Genomic DNA, 16051 nt, shown 5'->3' on the forward strand with positions numbered 1-16051 from the left:
CCTCACACACCCGGTGGCCAGGACAGGTTGGTGCCGTAGCGGGCCGGCGGTGGCCCGTTGTCCGGGTGTTCCGGCAGCCACTGCTCGTGCATCCGCACCCACCTGCCGTCCTGCCGGATCTGCTCCAGCACATGGTTGACGAACCTGAGCAGGGCGATGTCGTCCTGCCGGGTGGCGATCGCGTGCGGTTCGTCGCTGAACCAGGTGCAGGCGGATTTCGGCTCGGCGTGCCAGTCGCAGGATCGGTCGCCGGCCGGGCGTGACGGCGGTTGGGTGACGAGCCGGGTGGTCGGGTCGAGGTCGCGGAGACCGAGCAGCACGTTGTGGTCGGTGGAGACCGCCTCGACCTGCTTCTGTTGCAGCATGACCAGGCAGTCGGTCCAGTTCGGCACCGCGACCGGCAACGGCTTCTCCGGCCGGGCCCGGGTGTGTTCCAGCGAGGTGGTGCCGGTGGCCGCGCAGACCGGCTTGCCGCCCAGGTCCCCGATCCCCTGGTACGGCGAGTCACCGCGTACCAGCACCGTCTGGCCCGAGTCGAGATAGTCGGTGGAGAAGGCGACCTCGGTGGCCCGTGCACAGGTGGCGGTCATCGAGTCGGCGACGATGTCGACCGTCCCGTCGTTGAGCCGCTGCTGCCGCTCGCCCGAGGTGACCACAACGAATCGCAGCGTCTCCTTCGGATCCTTGCCGGGGAACATCGCCCTGGCGATCTCGTACAGCAGGTCGATGTCGAAGCCGGAGAACTCACCGGTGGCCGGGTGCCGATAGGTCATCCGGGTCATCGTCTGGTCCACCCCGGCCCGGATGTAGCCCTGCTCGACGTAGTTGCGCGGCGGGGTCGGGTCCGGCAGCAGGCTCAGCCGCGCGTCACACTCCGGCGGGTTGATCGCGCTGGGCGTCGGCGCCGGCCACTGCGCCCCGGCCGGGGACGGCGAAGCGGTCGGCGGCGGCTGGTAACTGCTCGCGCAGCCACCGGCGGCGAGCAGGGCCGCCAGCGCGAGTACGGCGGTGGCGCGCCGGGGTCCGGCCGGGTATCTCGTCACTGGTACTCCCTCACCCGTACCCCGATGCCGACCGCCACCGCGGCGGCGGCGACCAGGCAGAGCAGCAGGGTGACCACACCCAGCGATGTCGGTGCCGGTGGAGTGTTGGTCAGCTCCTGGTAGATCTCCCGGTCGACCCGGGCTATCTCCTTGGTCAGCTCGGCGTCGTAGTGCTGGAAGGCGGCGGCGACCTCACCGCCGGGCAGCGCCGCGGCAACCGCGGCCCGGTGCGCGCCGAGCCGCTCGTTCTCCTCGATGTAGCGCTGGTGGGCGGTGCACCAGCCGCCGACCAGCACCCGCATCTGGTCGGTGAAGCCGGCCCCGGTCGAGCCGCAGTGCGCGTCCCGCTCGAAGCGCTGGTTCAGCGCGACCATGCCGAACTGGTTGCTGTTGCCGCCGAGTCGCAGGTGGACGTCGGCGCGGGCGCGAAGGGCGTCGCGCTGAATCTCGATCAGCTTCCGGTGCTGTTCGAGCTTGTGGCCGGCGACCGTCAGCCGCTCCTCGGCCTGCGGCCAGTGTCGCCAGGAGACGACCAGCCAGCCGGTGGTGGCGAGCATGGCGGCCATGGCCAACGCCAGCCCCGGACTGACCCGGCGCTTGGTACGTCGGCGCAGGTAGCGCTGGCTCCACCAGAGCGCGACCAGGGTGAGCAGGGTGATCCCGATCGACCCGAAGAGCGCGAGCTGTCCGCCCCGGCGGGCCTCGCTCAGCCGGGTCGACTCGTCCTCCCAGAGTTGCAGGGCGGCCGGGAGCAGTACGCCGCGCAGGTAACCGGACGCCTCCCGCAGGTACGCCGAGCCGAGCAGGGCGTCGAACTTCCGGTCGGTCGGCTCGGCGCCCAGCTGCTGGGCGCGCTGCACGAGATCGGTGTAGACCGGCAACTGGTTGGCCACCCGGGCCAGCCCGGCGGCCCGGTCCGGGTCACCGGCGGTCAGCCCGGCCGATTCCGCCAGCAGCCGGCGTACCTGGCCGAGCGCGTCCTCGTAGCTGGCGTTGAGCTGGTCCCGCTGGCCGGAGTCGGGTGGGGCGAGGAACCGGCCGGTGGCGGCGGCGTCGGCCTCGGCCAGCCAGCGGTGCATCGCCTGGGCATTGCCGCTCATCTGGGCGGCGCTGGTGACCATCACCTCGCCGGCGTTGACCGCGGCCCGGACGGCCAGCCCGGCGATGCCCGCGGTCAGCGCGAACAGCAGCACCAGCAGCACACCGACCAGGACGAACCGGTTGGGGGTCGGGGTCAGCAACTCACGCAACCGGCGACGGCGGACGCCCCGTTGCCGGCGGCCGGTCGGCCAGCGCCGCCCGGTCGGCGCGGTGGCGGGACCCGGCCGCGGATCGGGGTCCAACTCGGTCAGCGTCATCGTCACCACCCCTTGTCGACCGGTGCGGCGGGTCGGTGGTGATCCGACCCACATCCGCACGCAATGCTACTGAGGGCATGCGACAGGTGAGGGCCCGCGCCACGGCCGCGCCGGATCGTCCGTTCGTCCGACATGCACTGACAGCGCAGATATCGAAACAGTCGGATGGGATGAGCACGGGCCGGCGGGACGGTGGGCAGACTGACCCGATGAGCCCATCCCATGATCGGCGCCCGAGCCGCCTCTGCGCGGCGTTCGTCGTACTCGGGCTGCTCCTGGCCGGGGGCTCGTGTGGCCGGGGGGACGCGCCGGAGCGTACCGGTCCGTCCTGGGTGACCGGGTCGCGGGCGGTGACGGGCGGGCCGACCGCGCCCACCTCGGCCGCCGCGCCCGACACCCGGTGGTCGGACCCGGCCGGGGTGGGCCAGCCGTACGGCGGGAAGGTCCCCGGCCTGCTCACCTTCCGTGGCAATCCGACCCGAACCTGGTACGGAACCGGGCCGCTGCCGCGCACCGCCCCCCGGCAGGCGTGGACGTTTCCCCGCAGCGGCGGACTCTGCGCCGAGTCCACCGACGACAAGGGCACCCGGCAGTGGTGCGGATCCGGTTGGACCGGTCAACCGGCCGTGTTCGAACGAGCCGGCCGCACCTGGGTGGTGTTCGGCGCGTACGACCGCAAAGTGCACTTTCTCGACGCGGTGACCGGCGAGCGGCTGCTGCCCGACTTCCCCACCGGCGACATCATCAAGGGCTCGGTCACGGTCGACCCGGACGGCTTCCCGCTGGTCTACACCGGTTCCCGGGACAACTACTACCGGATCCTCGCGATCGACCGCGACAAGCCCACCGAGCTGTGGAAACTGTCCGCCAAGGCGGTCTCACCGACATTGTGGAACGACGACTGGGACGGTTCGGCCATCGTCATCGACGACTACCTGTTCGAGGGCGGCGAGAACAGCCAGTTCCACATTGTGAAGCTCAACCGGGGCTACGGCCCGGACGGGAAGGTGACGGTCGCGCCGAAACTGGTGTTCCACGCCCCCGGCTGGGACGCGCAACTGCTCCGCGACGTCGGCGACAACATGGTGTCGATCGAGAGTTCGGTCGCGGTGTACGGCGACACCGTCTACTTCGCCAACTCCGGCGGCCTGGTGCAGGGCTGGGACATCGGCGGCCTGAAGGAGGGCCGTACGCCGAAACGGGTGTTCCGGTTCTGGATGGGTGACGACACCGACGCCACGGTGGTGGTCGACGCCGACGGCGCGCTCTACGTCGGCGCCGAGTACGAGCGCGGTACCGCCCGCTCCCGTGAGGTCGGCCAGATGGTCAAGCTCGATCCCCGGCGTGCGGGAAACCCGCTGGTCTGGCGGGTATCCGACACCGACAGCCGGCCCGCCGGGGTCTGGGGCACCCCGGCCCTGCACCGGGACGTGGCCATCTTCGACACCAACGGTGGCGAGGTGCTCGGCGTCGACCGGACCACCGGTACGGTCCGCTGGCGGTTCGACCTGCCCGGACCGACCTGGCAATCCCCGGTGGTGGTCGACGACGTCCTGCTGATCGGCGACTGCGCCGGTGTCCTGCACGCCTACGACATCACCGACACCACCACCCTGCCGAAGCCCCTCTGGCAGCTCAAACTCGGCGGCTGCATCGAGTCCACCCCCGCCGTCTGGCACGGCCACATCTACGTCGCCACCCGCGCCGGCGCCTTCCACGCCCTCACCCCCTGACCCCCCTCCCCTCCCCTCCCCCTCCCCCTCCCCTCCCCCTCCCCGCGCCCTCTCCGCCCGCGATCTAGGGCATATGGTGGCTTGTTGATCTCTAATCACCCCCATACGCCCTAGATCGCGGAGCGGAGCGGGTCAGGGGAGGAGGATTAGTTTGCCTCGGAAGTGGGCGGACTGGCTTCGGCGGTGGGCGGTGGGGGCTTGGGCCAGGGGAAAGGTTTCGGCTACGGGGAGGGTGAAGGCGTCCTGTTCGATCAGGCGGGCCACCTGGTCCAGGGCGGGGAACGGGTTCTTGCTGCGACCGCTTGAGCAGCGGACGCCGTACTTCTCGGCGTCGGGGTCGGCGATGGTGAGCACGTTGTCGGTGCCGTGGGCCAGCTCGATCAGGTCGGGCAGGCCGCCCTTGCCGGCCACGTCCAGCGCCCGATCCAGACCGGTCGGGGCGATCTCGCGTACGCGCTCGACCAGGCCCTCGCCGTAAGTGACCGGGGCGATGCCGAGCGAGCGGAGGAAGTCGTGGTTGGGCTCGCTGGCGGTGCCGATCACGGTTGCCCCGCGCAGTGCGGCGAACTGGACAGCGGCCAGTCCGACGCCGCCGGCGGCACCGTTGACCAGCACGGTCTGCCCTCCGGTGACCCCGAGCGCGTCCAGGGCGCGCAGCGCCGTCTCGGCCGCCGTCGGCAGCGCCGCCGCCTCCGGCCAGGGCAGCGCGGGCGGCTTGTGGGCGAACATGTCCTGTGCCATCACGGCGTACTCGGCGTACGCGTCGCGGGTGGCGAAGCCGAACACCTCGTCGCCGACCGAGACCCCGGTGATCCCGTCGCCGATCTCGTCGACCACACCGGCCACCTCGCTGCCCGGAATGCTGGGCAGGGTCAGCGGCATGAACTCCCGCAGGGCGCCGCTGCGGACCTTCCACTCCCACGGGTTGACCCCGATCGCCCGGACCACCACCCGGATCTGACCCGCTCCGGCGTGCGGTTCCGGCACCTCGGCCACGTACAGCACGTCCGGGTCTCCGTACTCGCCGAACTGAACGGCCTTCATGTCGGAACTCCCTCGTCAGATCGTCGCTGATCACCGGCGCCGCCGGTGGCGGTACGCGGGTCGGCACTTACACCGCCCCGTGGCGAGAATCCTGCCCGACCGGGCCGGATCCGGGGGCCGACACACACCGAAAAAGACCCGGCCCGGGGCCGCCGTCAAAGGCGACCCCGGACCGGGCCGGGCACTACTTCTTCAGTACGTCGTCAGGTCAGAGCCGGGCGCACTGCCCGCTCGCCGGACCGCGTACGTTGTTCGGCCGGCCGTCGTTGCCCGGCGCGGGCGTGTTGCCCGAGCAGGAGAGCGGACCGTTGACCGCGTTCGCCGCCACCAGCACCGGCTGGCTGCCGGAGTTGCCGGTCACGGTGACCGGGCCGGCGATGGTGAGCATGTCGAGGCGTACCCCGCCGGTGTTGTTGGTCGCCGTGACCGGGCCGCTGATCCGGCCCTTCTCGATCAGCACCGCGCCGGTCGCGCCGGTCACCGTCACCGGACCAGAGATCGTGGTGCCGGTGAGGGTGAACAGCACCGGGCGGTTGGCCGTGACCGGACCGGAGATGGTGCTGTTGGTGCTGATCAGCGACGCGCCGGCGGCAACCGTGACCGGGCCGGAGATGGTGGCGCCATCCAGGCAGGTCAGGCCCGCGGTGACGGTCAGCGGCCGGCTGTAGCGGCCGGTGATCGTCGTGGTGCACTGCGGGCCGGGCTGGCCGATCGCCGATCGCGGCGCCGCGTCGGCGGTCACCGGCGAGTTCGCGGCGAGGTAGTCGGTCAGCATGGTCAGGTCGTTGTCACCGGTGGTGACCCGGTTGATGCCGCCGGCCAGGGCGAGGAAGTTGTCCCCACCCGCCGCCAGGAAGGAGTTCACCGTCACCCGGTAGCTGGCCGTCGGGTTGATCGCCACGCCGTTGAGCTTCATCGACGTGATCCGCGAGCCCTGTGCCGCAGTCGGGAGGTAGGTGTAGCTGAACCCCTTCGAGACACCGAGCCAGAGCAGCGGACGGGACGCGCCCGCCGGCTGCCACTGCTGCTCCAGCGCCTGCTTGATCTCGGCACCGGTGTACGTCTTGGTCACCACGTCGTTCGAGAACGGCTGGACCGAGAACGCCTCGGAGTAGGTGACCACCCCGTCGGTGCCGTACACCAGGTCGGCGCGGAGGCCGCCCGGGTTCATCAGCGCGATCTGCGCGCCACCCCGGCCGGCGTCCTTGGTGCCGTCGAGCTGCACGTCGGCGATGAAGTTGCCGAGCGCCGACTCCTTGCTCCGATCCTCCAGGCCGTTGGTGGTGGCCCGGCGGATGTCGGCCGTGATCGAGCCGAGCGGCTGCTGGCCGAGCACGTCGGCGTTGGCCTTGGCGGTCGCCACGAGCTGGGCGATCGCCGGGTCGGCCGGTGCGCCGACGACGTCGAGCAGGCCGGCGTCGGAGGCGGTGATCGCCTTCGTCGTCGGGTCGATGCTCAGCTTCACCTGGGCGAGCTTGCGGCCGTACTCCTGGGCCTCGACGACCGGCCGGAGCCGGTCCGTGCCGGGGATCGGCATCTCGAAGGCGTACGGCTGGTGGGTGTGCCCGCTGACGATGGCGTCGATGTTCGCGCTGGCCCGGACGAAGGCACCGAACACCGGGTCGGCGGCGAGCGCCTCCGGGGTGGCGATGTTCTCCAGTGCCGCACCCTCGTGCGCGACGAGGACCACGACGTCGGCCTCACCGTTGGCCGGGTTGCCGTCCTTCAGCTCGGCGGCGACCGCCTCGGCCTCCGGAACCGGCGACCTGAACGTGATGCCGGCGATCCCGTCCGGGTTGACCAGCGACGCGGTCTGCTCGGTGACGACACCGATGATGCCGACGCGTACGCCGCCGACCGTCTTGACCTCGTACGCGGGCAGGGCCCGCTCGTTGCCCCGGTACACGTTCGCACCCAGGTACGGGAAGTCGGCCCGGTCGTTGACCCGGCCGGCGAGGTCGGCGAAGCCCTTGTCGAACTCGTGGTTGCCGACCGAGGCGGCGTCCAGGCCCATCAGGTTCAGCGCGTCCAGGGTCGGGTTGTCCCCGTCGATGGCCGAGATGAACGTCGACGCGCCGATGTTGTCGCCGGCCGACACGAACACGGTGTTCGGGTTCTGCTCACGCAACTGGTTGACCAGTCCGGCGAGCTGGGCGGCGCCGCCGACCGGTCGGCCGTCCGGCGCGTTGCCGGGCGATTCGAGCCGACCGTGGAAGTCGTTGATGCCCAGCAGTTGCAGTTCGATCGGACCGGCCGGGGTGGTGTCCAGGCCGACGACGATCGGGTTGTGGTCGCTGGCCCGGTACGGGTTCGGCGCGTAGAACGCCGGGTGGCCGTCGTACTGGAAGGCGAACGACTCGTGCGAGTTGATCTGCCACACGTCGATGCCGGTGACCCGCGCGGCCAGCGACGGCGACGCGATGGCGTGGTCCAGCGAGCCGGACTCGCCACCGAAGACGTAGCTCGCCTCGTGGGTGCGGTTCAGGTACGAGTACTGGTTGTCGTAGAGGACCTGCATCGGGTCCTCAAGGGTGTAGGAGTTGAAGTCGCCGAGCAGCAGCACGTCGTCGCTGCCACTGTCGGTCTTCAACTGCTCCACGAAGGTGACCAGCGCCCGCGCCTGGCGGACCCGGTCACCGTTGAACTGGCCCTGGCCGTCCCCGGCGTCGGCGTTGTCGCCGGTCGCCGAGTCCGAGGCGCTCTTGGACTTCAGGTGGTTGACGACGACGGTGAAGGTGACCCCACCGGAGGTGAAGCTCTGCGCGATCGGCTCACGCGCGTTGAACCAGACGCTCTCGTCGTTGACCGAGCGGGACTCGCCCTTCGGCGTCACCTTGGCCGGCTTGAAGATGATGGCCGTGGTGATGAAGTCCTGCGCGGTCGCGGGCGGCAACTGCGCCGGCGTACGGACGTAGTCCCAGGTGCCCGCACCGGCGGCGGTGTTCAGGGCGGCGACCAGCCGCTTGAGCGCCTGCTGCGGGTCGGCGGTGTTGAACCGTACCGAGTTCTCGATCTCCTCCAGCCCGACCACGTCGGCGCCGAGCGCGTTGATCGCCGAGACGATCTTCGCCTCCTGCTTCAACAGGCCGGCCTCGTCCACGGCGCCGCGCGCATCGCCACCGAAGTGGACGAAGTAGTTCAGCACGTTGAAGCTCGCCAGGCGGATGTCGCCGCCGACGTTCTCCGGTGCCGCCGTACGCGGGTTGGTCGACTTGAAGGTGGTGCGACCGGCCGGCGGGGTGCTGGCGGCGACCGGGGTGGTCGGCTGGAGCCGCCACTCGTTGAAGCCGTACGACAGCACCGTCGGGCCGAACGCCTCGACCTGGTCACCCACGCGCAGCGGGCTGGTCGGCGAGAAGTACGGCGGCAGGGTGTTGTCGGTCGACAGGTTGGTGGTACGACCGTCGTCGATCAGCAGCCGGGCGGACTTGTTCCATGCGGCGACCGCCTGGGCGTCCTCGGTGCCGGGGCGGGCCAGGTCGGTCGGGATCGCGGCGGGGTATTCACCGGCGGTGAGCACGACCTCGCCGTACCGGTTGGTGTTGTAGACCTCGGAGACCGCGTACGGGCCGACCGGGGCGACCAGCATCGACTCGACCGACTCGCGGCCGGCCGGGTCGAGCGGCAGGCTGAACGCGGCCGGGGTCGGCAGCGCCGCACCCTGCTCGCAGACCTGCACGTCGGCCTTGGCGGCGATGCTGAGCTGGGTGAGCCCGTTGAACTCGCTGGCGGTGCCGCTGACCCGGATCCGGTCGCCGATCGCGACCGCCGGGTGGTTGGCGGCGTTGCTGGTCAGGTAGACGAAGATGCCGTCGGAGGCGGTGCCGGCGGCCGGTGCGCCGCCACCGGTGCCGGCGGTCTGCACCGAGACGCCGTTGTAGCCGCCGGTGCGGTAGTCACCGGTCACCACACCCTCGACGGTGACCCGGGTGCCGGCCAGCGGGGTGGCGTCACCGGTGCCCTGGACCTGGGCGATCGTGTTGGTGACGGTGACCGTGCAGCCGACCGGGTCGGGATCGGGGTCGGGGTCCGGGTCGCCACCGGCGTTGCGTACGCCGAAGGTGTTCGCGGCCGCGGCCTGCCACGCGCCGCCGACCTTTTGCAGCGAGAAACCGACCGGGCTGGTAGATCCCTCGGACACGCCGATGTCGGTGCCGGTCAGACCGTTCGCGGGGCCGCCGACGGCGGCGAAGGTGCCCTCGTAGGTGAGGTACTCGGCGACGGTGCCACCGGGGGCGACCAGCGCGATCCCGTCGGGCGAGCCGTTCTGGAGGCCGTCGACCGGGTAGGTCGCGACCACCACGCCGGCGGCCGGGACGACGCCGCTGAGCGTACGGGTGTTGTAGACGGCTCCGTTGTTGCCGTTGTAGAGGACGATCTGCCAGCCGGCCAGGTCGAACCCGGCGGCGGCCTCGATCTCGATCGCCTCGCCGGAGTCGGTGCCGGCGTTGTCGTAGTGGATTTCGCTGATGAACGGGGTCGCCGTCGGCTCGGCGGCCACCGCGGCGGTGCCACTGGCCAGGCCGAGCGCACCAGTGGTGAGGAGTACGCCCAGCGCGTTCAGTGAGCGCGTGCGTCTGTTCCGGCGCATCAAACTAAGCCTCCGTAAAGGGGGGTAGACGCGCTGGAGCATATGCGGAAACAGTGTCGTTACATGAACTGACGGGTGTACGGAACGATGTAAATTTTTGGCGTCGCCGGCCTGCGAAAAAGGGGCTATCCGGTCGGTCCGATCCGTCACTCGCATAACGCCCGGCGCAAATGGTGACGTACGGGTTGTCCTGCTGTTCATGTTGACAACCCGGTCCACTCCCCCGTTCACGAACCGTCCCCGTCGCCCGGAGGAAGGCGACGGGGACGGGGACGGGGGCTGGTGGCCGGTGGACTACCGCAGGGCGAGGGTGCGGGCGTCGGCGGCGATCACGCTGGCCACCTCGGCCGGGACGAGCTTGCCGGCCTGCCGGTCGGCGTAGGCGGCGAGTTCGGCGTACCTGCCGTCGACCAGCTTGGCGGTCATCGTGCCGATCGCGGCCGGGTCGGCGGCCGAGGTGAGGATGAGGTAGCCGAGACCGGCCTGGCTCACCGTCACGGTGAAGGTGCTGGTCGCGGTCGCGGTGCCCTCGGGCCCGGTGACCTCGGTGCCGATGGTGTGCCGGCCGGCGGTCAGCTTGGCGAGGTCGAGCTTGCGGCCGGCGGCCGACTTCTTGCCGTCGACGGTGACGGTCACGGTGTCGGCGTTGGTCGCGGCCACCGCGATCACCGGCGACTGCGCCCGGTCGAGCCGCGCACCGTCGACCGGCGAGGTGATCTCGACGGTCGGGTCACCGGAGGCCCGCTGCATGAACGCGGAGTTCCAGCCGACCAGTTCGGCCGTCCGGTTGGTGATGATCGCGTCGGTGCCGATGCGCTCCAGCCGCTGCCACAGGCCGGCGGAGTCCATCGTCCACGCCATCACGGCGACCCCGGCGGCGTGCAGCGGGGCGATGATCTCCGGCTTGGCGAGCAGCACGTTGCCGTCCGGGTTGTACGCGGTCAGGTGCAGTTCCTTCGAGATCGCCACCGGGTCGGCGTCGAGGCTGGTGCGCAGCAGGCCGAGCGGGAGTTCGGGGGCGAGCTGGTAGGTGTACCTCAGCGCGTCGACCTCGAAGCTCTGGACGAAGACCCGGCTGGTCATCTGCTCGTCCCGGATCACCTTGACGATCGTGGCGACCTCGTCCAGCGTGTGCCTGCCCTTGATCTCCAGCAGCAGGCTGCCGCCGCGCGTACGCAGGTCGGCGAGCTGCTCGGCGAGGGTCGGCACCCGCTCGCCGACGTACTGCGGGCCGAACCAGGAGCCGGCGTCCAGCGCCTTGATCTGGGCGGCGGTCAGGTCCCGGATGTTGCCGGTGCCGTCGGTGGTCCGGTCGACGGTGCCGTCGTGCAGGATGAACGGAATCCCGTCCTTGCTCGGCTGGACGTCGTTCTCGATCCAGTCGGCCCCGCCCTTGCGGGCGATCTCTTGGGCGACCAGGGTGTTCTCCGGCGCGGCGGCCGACGCGCCCCGGTGGGCGATGACCGTGAACGGGCTGCCCTCGGGGCGGATGTAGCCGTTGGGCGGCAGCTCGGTCACGGTGACGTCGTCGTACGAGACGGTGGCGCCGTTGACGAAAAGTGCCTGCCCACCGTCGGCGGAACGGACCAGGCTGTTGGTGCGCATCGCTTCCCGTCCGTCGAAGATCCAGCGGGCCTGGTTGCCGTGCACCTCGACCGCGACCCGGATGTCCCGACCGGTGCCGGCCGCGTACGGGGCGGCGGCGGTGTTCGGGACGACCCAGGTGTTCGCGGTGGTCCGCTGGGCGAATTCGAGCCCGTTGGCGGCGTTGGTGCCGCTGCGCATGGTGGCGATCCACCACGGGGTGGCGCCGTCGGCCGGGACGTCGAGGCCGAGTGAGGCCCAGCGGGTGGCGGCGGAGACCGTTTCGAAGCGCATGGTGGCCTCGAACCGGAAGTCGTTCAGGTGCCGACCAAAGGTGATCTTGTTGTTGTCGGCCGAGCTGGCGGAGGTGCCGTACAGCCGGCCGTTCTCCACCTTCCAGGCGCCGTCGACCACGCGCCAGCCGGCGGGCAGGGACCCCGAGGAGAAGTTCTCCGAGACGACGACGTCGCCCGGTTCGGCCGCGGCCGGCGTCGAGGCGGTGCCGACCACGAGGGCACCGCCGGTGACGGCGAGCACCGCGAGCAGGGCAACGGCACGGGTACGCGTACCGGCGAGCCCCGTCGCGGCACCGCGCAACGGTGATGATGCAGGAAGGACAGTCATGATCATGGACGCTACGAAGCGCAGCCGAAGTCATGATCAATAAGGAGTGGCCGCCGCCGGAACGCCGCGTGTAGACCCCGCCACCCCGATCCCGTACCCGGTGGGTATCGCCGCTGGTTCGATGTCCGCCCGTAACGGTCCCCCGGCCGATAGTGTCCGTTGGAGGGGCTACCCGGACGAGCACCGGAGGTGGGCATCATGAACGGTGCGGAGGCGGTCCTGCGTACGCTCGCCGGGTCGGGGATCGAGGTCTGCTTCGCCAACCCCGGCACCACCGAACTGCACCTGGTCCGGGCACTGGACACGGTCCCCGAGGTACGGCCCGTACTCGGGCTGTTCGAGGGTGTCGTCACCGGCGCCGCCGACGGGTACGCCCGGATGGCCGGCCGACCGGCCGCGACCCTGCTGCACCTGGGACCCGGTCTCGGACACGGGATGGCGAACCTGCACAACACCCGCCGGGCCAACTCGCCGATGGTCAACATCGTCGGCGACCACCCCAGCCGGCACCGGGTGCAGGACCCACCGCTGGAGTCGGACATCGCCGCCGTCGCCGGGACCCTTCGCGGCCCGGTCCGGCGCCCCGAGAACCCGGCCGGCGCCGGTCCCGACGCCGCGTCCGCGTACGCCGAGGCGCTCGAATCGCCGGGACAGATCGCCACGCTGATCATGCCGGCGGACGTCTCCTGGAGCGACGGTGGTTTGGTCGGTGAGCCGGTGCCGGCGCGGCCGGTGCCGACCGTCGACCCGGCGGTGATCAACCGGATCTGCACGGTGCTGCGCGGCGGCGAACGCGCCGTGCTGGTCGTCGGCGGACCGGCCGGACGGGAGGCGGGGCTGCGCGCCGCCGGCCGGATCGCCGCCAGCACCGGGGTTAAAGTGCTGCTGGAGACGTACACACCGAGGCTGGAGCACGGGGCCGGGGTGCCGTCGTTCGAGCGGTTGGCGTCCTATCCGGAGCAGGTCGCGGCGCAGCTCGACGGGGTCGAGCAGGTGATCGTCGCGGGCACGAAGGTGCCGGTGTCGTTCTTCGCCTACCCCGGCAAGCCGAGCTGCCTGGTGCCGCCGGGCGCGAACACCCAGATCCTGGCCGAGGTCGGTCAGGACGCCGTCGCCGCGCTGACCGCCCTCGCCGACCTGCTCGATCCGGCCAGCGAACCCGAGCTGCCCGGATCGGCCCGGCCGCCGCTGCCCACCGGCCCGCTCACCGCCACCAACTGGGCCGAGGTGATCGGCGCGCTGCTGCCCGAACGGGCGATCGTCGTCGACGAGACGATCAGCTCCCGAGGCGCGCTGGCCGCCGCGACCGTCGGCGCACCCCGGCACGACGTGCTGACCCAGTGCGGCGGCGCGATGGGCGAGGGGATGCCACTGGCGATCGGCGCCGCCATCGCCGCACCGGATCGCCCAGTGGTCACCCTGGAGGGCGACGGCTGCGCGGTCTACACCCTCTCCGCGCTCTGGACCCAGGCGCGGGAAAACCTGGACATCACCAACGTGGTCCTGACCAACCGCTCCTACGCCATCCTGCGCGAGGAGTGGCAGCACCTGGTCGGCACGGACGTCGACCCGGAGTCCAACAGCCTCTTCGACCTCACCGGGCCGACCATCGACTACGTCAAACTCGCCGAGGGCTTCGGGGTCCCGGCCAGCCGGGCCACCACCGCCGAGGAACTCGCCGAACAGTTCTCCCGCGCGCTGCGCGAACCCGGCCCACACGTGATCGAGGCGATCTTCCCACCGGTCGCCTGACGAGGCTTCTCAGTTCAGCAGAGCGTCGAGTTCGGCGCCCAGCCGTGGGGTGAGACTGCGGGCGTAACTCGCGGTCAGGTGGCTGCTGTCCCGGTAGACCAGCACCCCGCCGATCACCGGCGCACACCGGTCGGCCGGGCAGATAGCGTCGGTCAGGTCGACCAGCCGCACCCCGGACAACCCCCGCACCGCTTCCACCTGGGCCGGACCGGCGCTCCGGTCCACCGCCAACTCCCGCGACGCGGCACACTTGCTGAGCCTCGTCCGGTTCGCCGACACGCACTCGGCAACCCGTACGTTCAGGTGCGGGGTGTCGCGCAGCACCACCGTACGGACCCCGGCGTCGGTCATCGCCGTCCAGGTCCGGCGCATCGCCTCGACCGTGGCGTCGTACCCGGCGGCGCCGTTGAGCAGGGTGTCGTCGCGGATCGGCACGTAGTAGGCGCCACTGGTCAACAGCAGGTCGGGCCGGGCCGCACCGGTCAGCTCCGCGCGTACGCTCCGGTTCCACTCGGCACAGGCCGGCGTCGCCCGCGCCAACACCGAAATCTCCAGGTCGAGGAACGGGCAGGACTGCTTCAGGTACGTCACCAGCCGCCATTTCCGCTCGGTGGCAACCGCCTGCAACGCCGGGATCCAGTTGCCGGCGTGCGAGTCCCCGACGACCGCCACCGTAAAATCGGCCTCCCGGTCGCCGTAGACACAGTTCACAATCGCGGTCTTGCTCCCCTCGGAAAAACATTTGTGCCGGTAGACGTCCGGCAGGTCATCCTTGGCGGCCAGCGGATCCGGGACGATGCTGTCCACCCGGTCCACCGGCACCCCGTCCCTGCTGGTCCGGGGCGTGTCACCGAGGATCGCCGCGCCCGGCGGCCCGACCGGCGCCGGCGCGGAGGCACCTGTCCACGGGACCGTGTCACTCGCCGCCAACTGGCGCGGCGGCGGCCAGACGGCGAACTGGAACAACAACCCGGCCAGCACCGGTACGGCGGTGAAGAACAACCCCAACCGCAACGCCCGTACGGGATAGAACGTCAGCCGCTTCGACCGGCGTACCGGGTTTTCGAGGTAGTGGTACGTCGCGGCTGCCGGCAGCGCGGAGAACAGGACGACCGCCAGTCCGGCGCTCACACTCAGCTCACCGAACCGGGCCTGCGCGGCAATCAGCAGCGGCCAGTGCCACAGGTAGAGCGAATATGAGAGGGCGCCGACCGCGCGTACGGGACGCAGGCCGAGCAGCAGTTCGGGGCCGGCACGGCCGGCGGTGCCGGCGGCGATCACGGCGGCGGCGCCGAGCGTCGGCAGCAGCGCGAGGTAACCGGGGAACGCCATGCTCGGCGTGATCCACACTGCGGAGACGGCGATTGCCGCGAGCCCGGCCCAGCCGAGGGCGGCGGCGACCGGTCGGGGCAGCCGGGACAGCCGGAAACTGAGCAGGGCCAGGCCACCGCCGAGGGCCAGCTCCCACATCCGGGTGGTGGTGACAAAGTAGGCGCGGGACGGGTCAGACTGGGTCAAATGGATCGACCAGGCGAATGACGGGACCGCGATCAGGGCCAGGGCGAGCAGGAGCCAGCGACGCCGACTGACGCCCGTACGGCCGAGGTTGTCGCCCTTGCTGGCGCGGCGCCGGCTCCAGCCCGACCAGCCGACGACGATCAGCAGCAGCGGCCAGACCAGGTAGAACTGCTCCTCGACCGCGAGCGACCAGTAGTGCTGGAGAATGCTCGGCGCGTCCCCTACGGCGAGGTAGTCGACCGCCTGCTCGGCCAGCCGCCAGTTCATCGCGTAGAGCCCGCTGGCGACCACGTCCCAGCCGGTGTCCGCCCAGCGGGTTTTCGGCAGGAAGAACAGCGCCAGCAGCAGCGACGTGCCGAGCACCAGACCGGCGGCGGGCAACAGCCGCTTCGCCCGCCGGGCGTAGAAGCCGACCAGCGAGATCTTGCCGGTACGTTCCAGCTCCGCGACCAGCAGCCCGGTGATCAGAAACCCGGAAATGACAAAGAAGACGTCCACACCGACGAAGCCGCCGGGCAGAAAGTCCAGGCCCGCGTGCGACAACAGCACGAGTACGACCGCCAGCGCACGCAGTCCCTCGATGTCACCGCGATAGCCGGCCCGGATGTCGGTATTCGTCTCCGGTCGACTGTCCAGTCGTGTCATATCGGCTTACCCCTCCAGGCCCCGCCCCGGTGCCGGCGACGGAACCTGGGCGCGGAGGGGACGACCCAGGAGGCTCGGTAACGGGTACAACGGGTTTCAGGGGCATGTTAGTAGTCAATAACCCCTGGTCAGCTCATTATGGACAATGACCGAGGTTTC

At 70.8% G+C, this 16051-nt stretch carries 8 protein-coding genes; 2 read left to right on the forward strand and 6 right to left on the reverse strand.

The genetic code is table 11. From position 1 onward, the window contains the following. Positions 1–2: 2 nt before the first annotated feature. Both OG792_RS30165 and OG792_RS30170 read right to left on the reverse strand, forming a co-directional pair. Positions 3–1043 carry a transporter substrate-binding domain-containing protein gene (locus tag OG792_RS30165; RefSeq protein ID WP_329104604.1) on the reverse strand — a complete coding sequence of 347 codons (1041 nt, stop codon included), beginning with the start codon at positions 1041–1043 and terminating at the stop codon, positions 3–5. After that, positions 1040–2401: a hypothetical protein gene (locus OG792_RS30170; RefSeq protein ID WP_329104606.1), complete on the reverse strand. Its 1362-nt coding sequence runs from the start codon at positions 2399–2401 to the stop codon at positions 1040–1042. Before OG792_RS30170 ends, OG792_RS30165 begins: the two co-directional genes overlap by 4 nt. Positions 2402–2610: 209 nt before the next feature. Between OG792_RS30170 and OG792_RS30175 the strand changes: the two genes are divergently transcribed. Next, positions 2611–4134, forward strand: coding sequence for an outer membrane protein assembly factor BamB family protein (locus OG792_RS30175; RefSeq protein ID WP_329104608.1), 1524 nt, complete (start codon positions 2611–2613; stop codon positions 4132–4134). Between the two features lie 132 nt (positions 4135–4266). On the opposite strand, the gene OG792_RS30180 is transcribed toward OG792_RS30175, so the two are convergent. The 3 genes from OG792_RS30180 to OG792_RS30190 all read right to left on the reverse strand — a co-directional run bounded on the left by OG792_RS30180 (position 4267) and on the right by OG792_RS30190 (position 11977). Next, positions 4267–5178, reverse strand: a complete 912-nt coding sequence (locus OG792_RS30180; RefSeq protein ID WP_329104609.1) for an NADP-dependent oxidoreductase — start codon at positions 5176–5178, stop codon at positions 4267–4269. Positions 5179–5386: 208 nt separating this feature from the next. Continuing rightward, positions 5387–9769 carry an ExeM/NucH family extracellular endonuclease gene (locus OG792_RS30185; RefSeq protein WP_329104611.1) on the reverse strand — a complete coding sequence of 1461 codons (4383 nt, stop codon included), beginning with the start codon at positions 9767–9769 and terminating at the stop codon, positions 5387–5389. A gap of 294 nt (positions 9770–10063) precedes the next feature. Then, the gene (locus OG792_RS30190) at positions 10064–11977 is read right to left on the reverse strand and encodes a glycerophosphodiester phosphodiesterase (protein WP_329104613.1); all 1914 of its coding nucleotides are present in this window, start codon (positions 11975–11977) and stop codon (positions 10064–10066) included. Positions 11978–12175: 198 nt separating this feature from the next. On the opposite strand from OG792_RS30190, the gene OG792_RS30195 reads away from it, so the two are divergent. Next, complete coding sequence (locus tag OG792_RS30195) at positions 12176–13729, forward strand: acetolactate synthase large subunit (RefSeq protein WP_329104615.1); 1554 nt, start codon at positions 12176–12178, stop codon at positions 13727–13729. 9 nt (positions 13730–13738) lie between these two features. On the opposite strand, the gene OG792_RS30200 is transcribed toward OG792_RS30195, so the two are convergent. After that, entirely contained in the window at positions 13739–15892 is a 2154-nt protein-coding gene (locus tag OG792_RS30200) for an acyltransferase family protein (RefSeq protein WP_329104616.1), read from the reverse strand. Between the last annotated feature and the right edge of the window lie 159 nt (positions 15893–16051).

The organism is Micromonospora sp. NBC_01699, from assembly GCF_036250065.1.
Taxonomy (GTDB): Bacteria; Actinomycetota; Actinomycetes; order Mycobacteriales; family Micromonosporaceae; genus Micromonospora_G.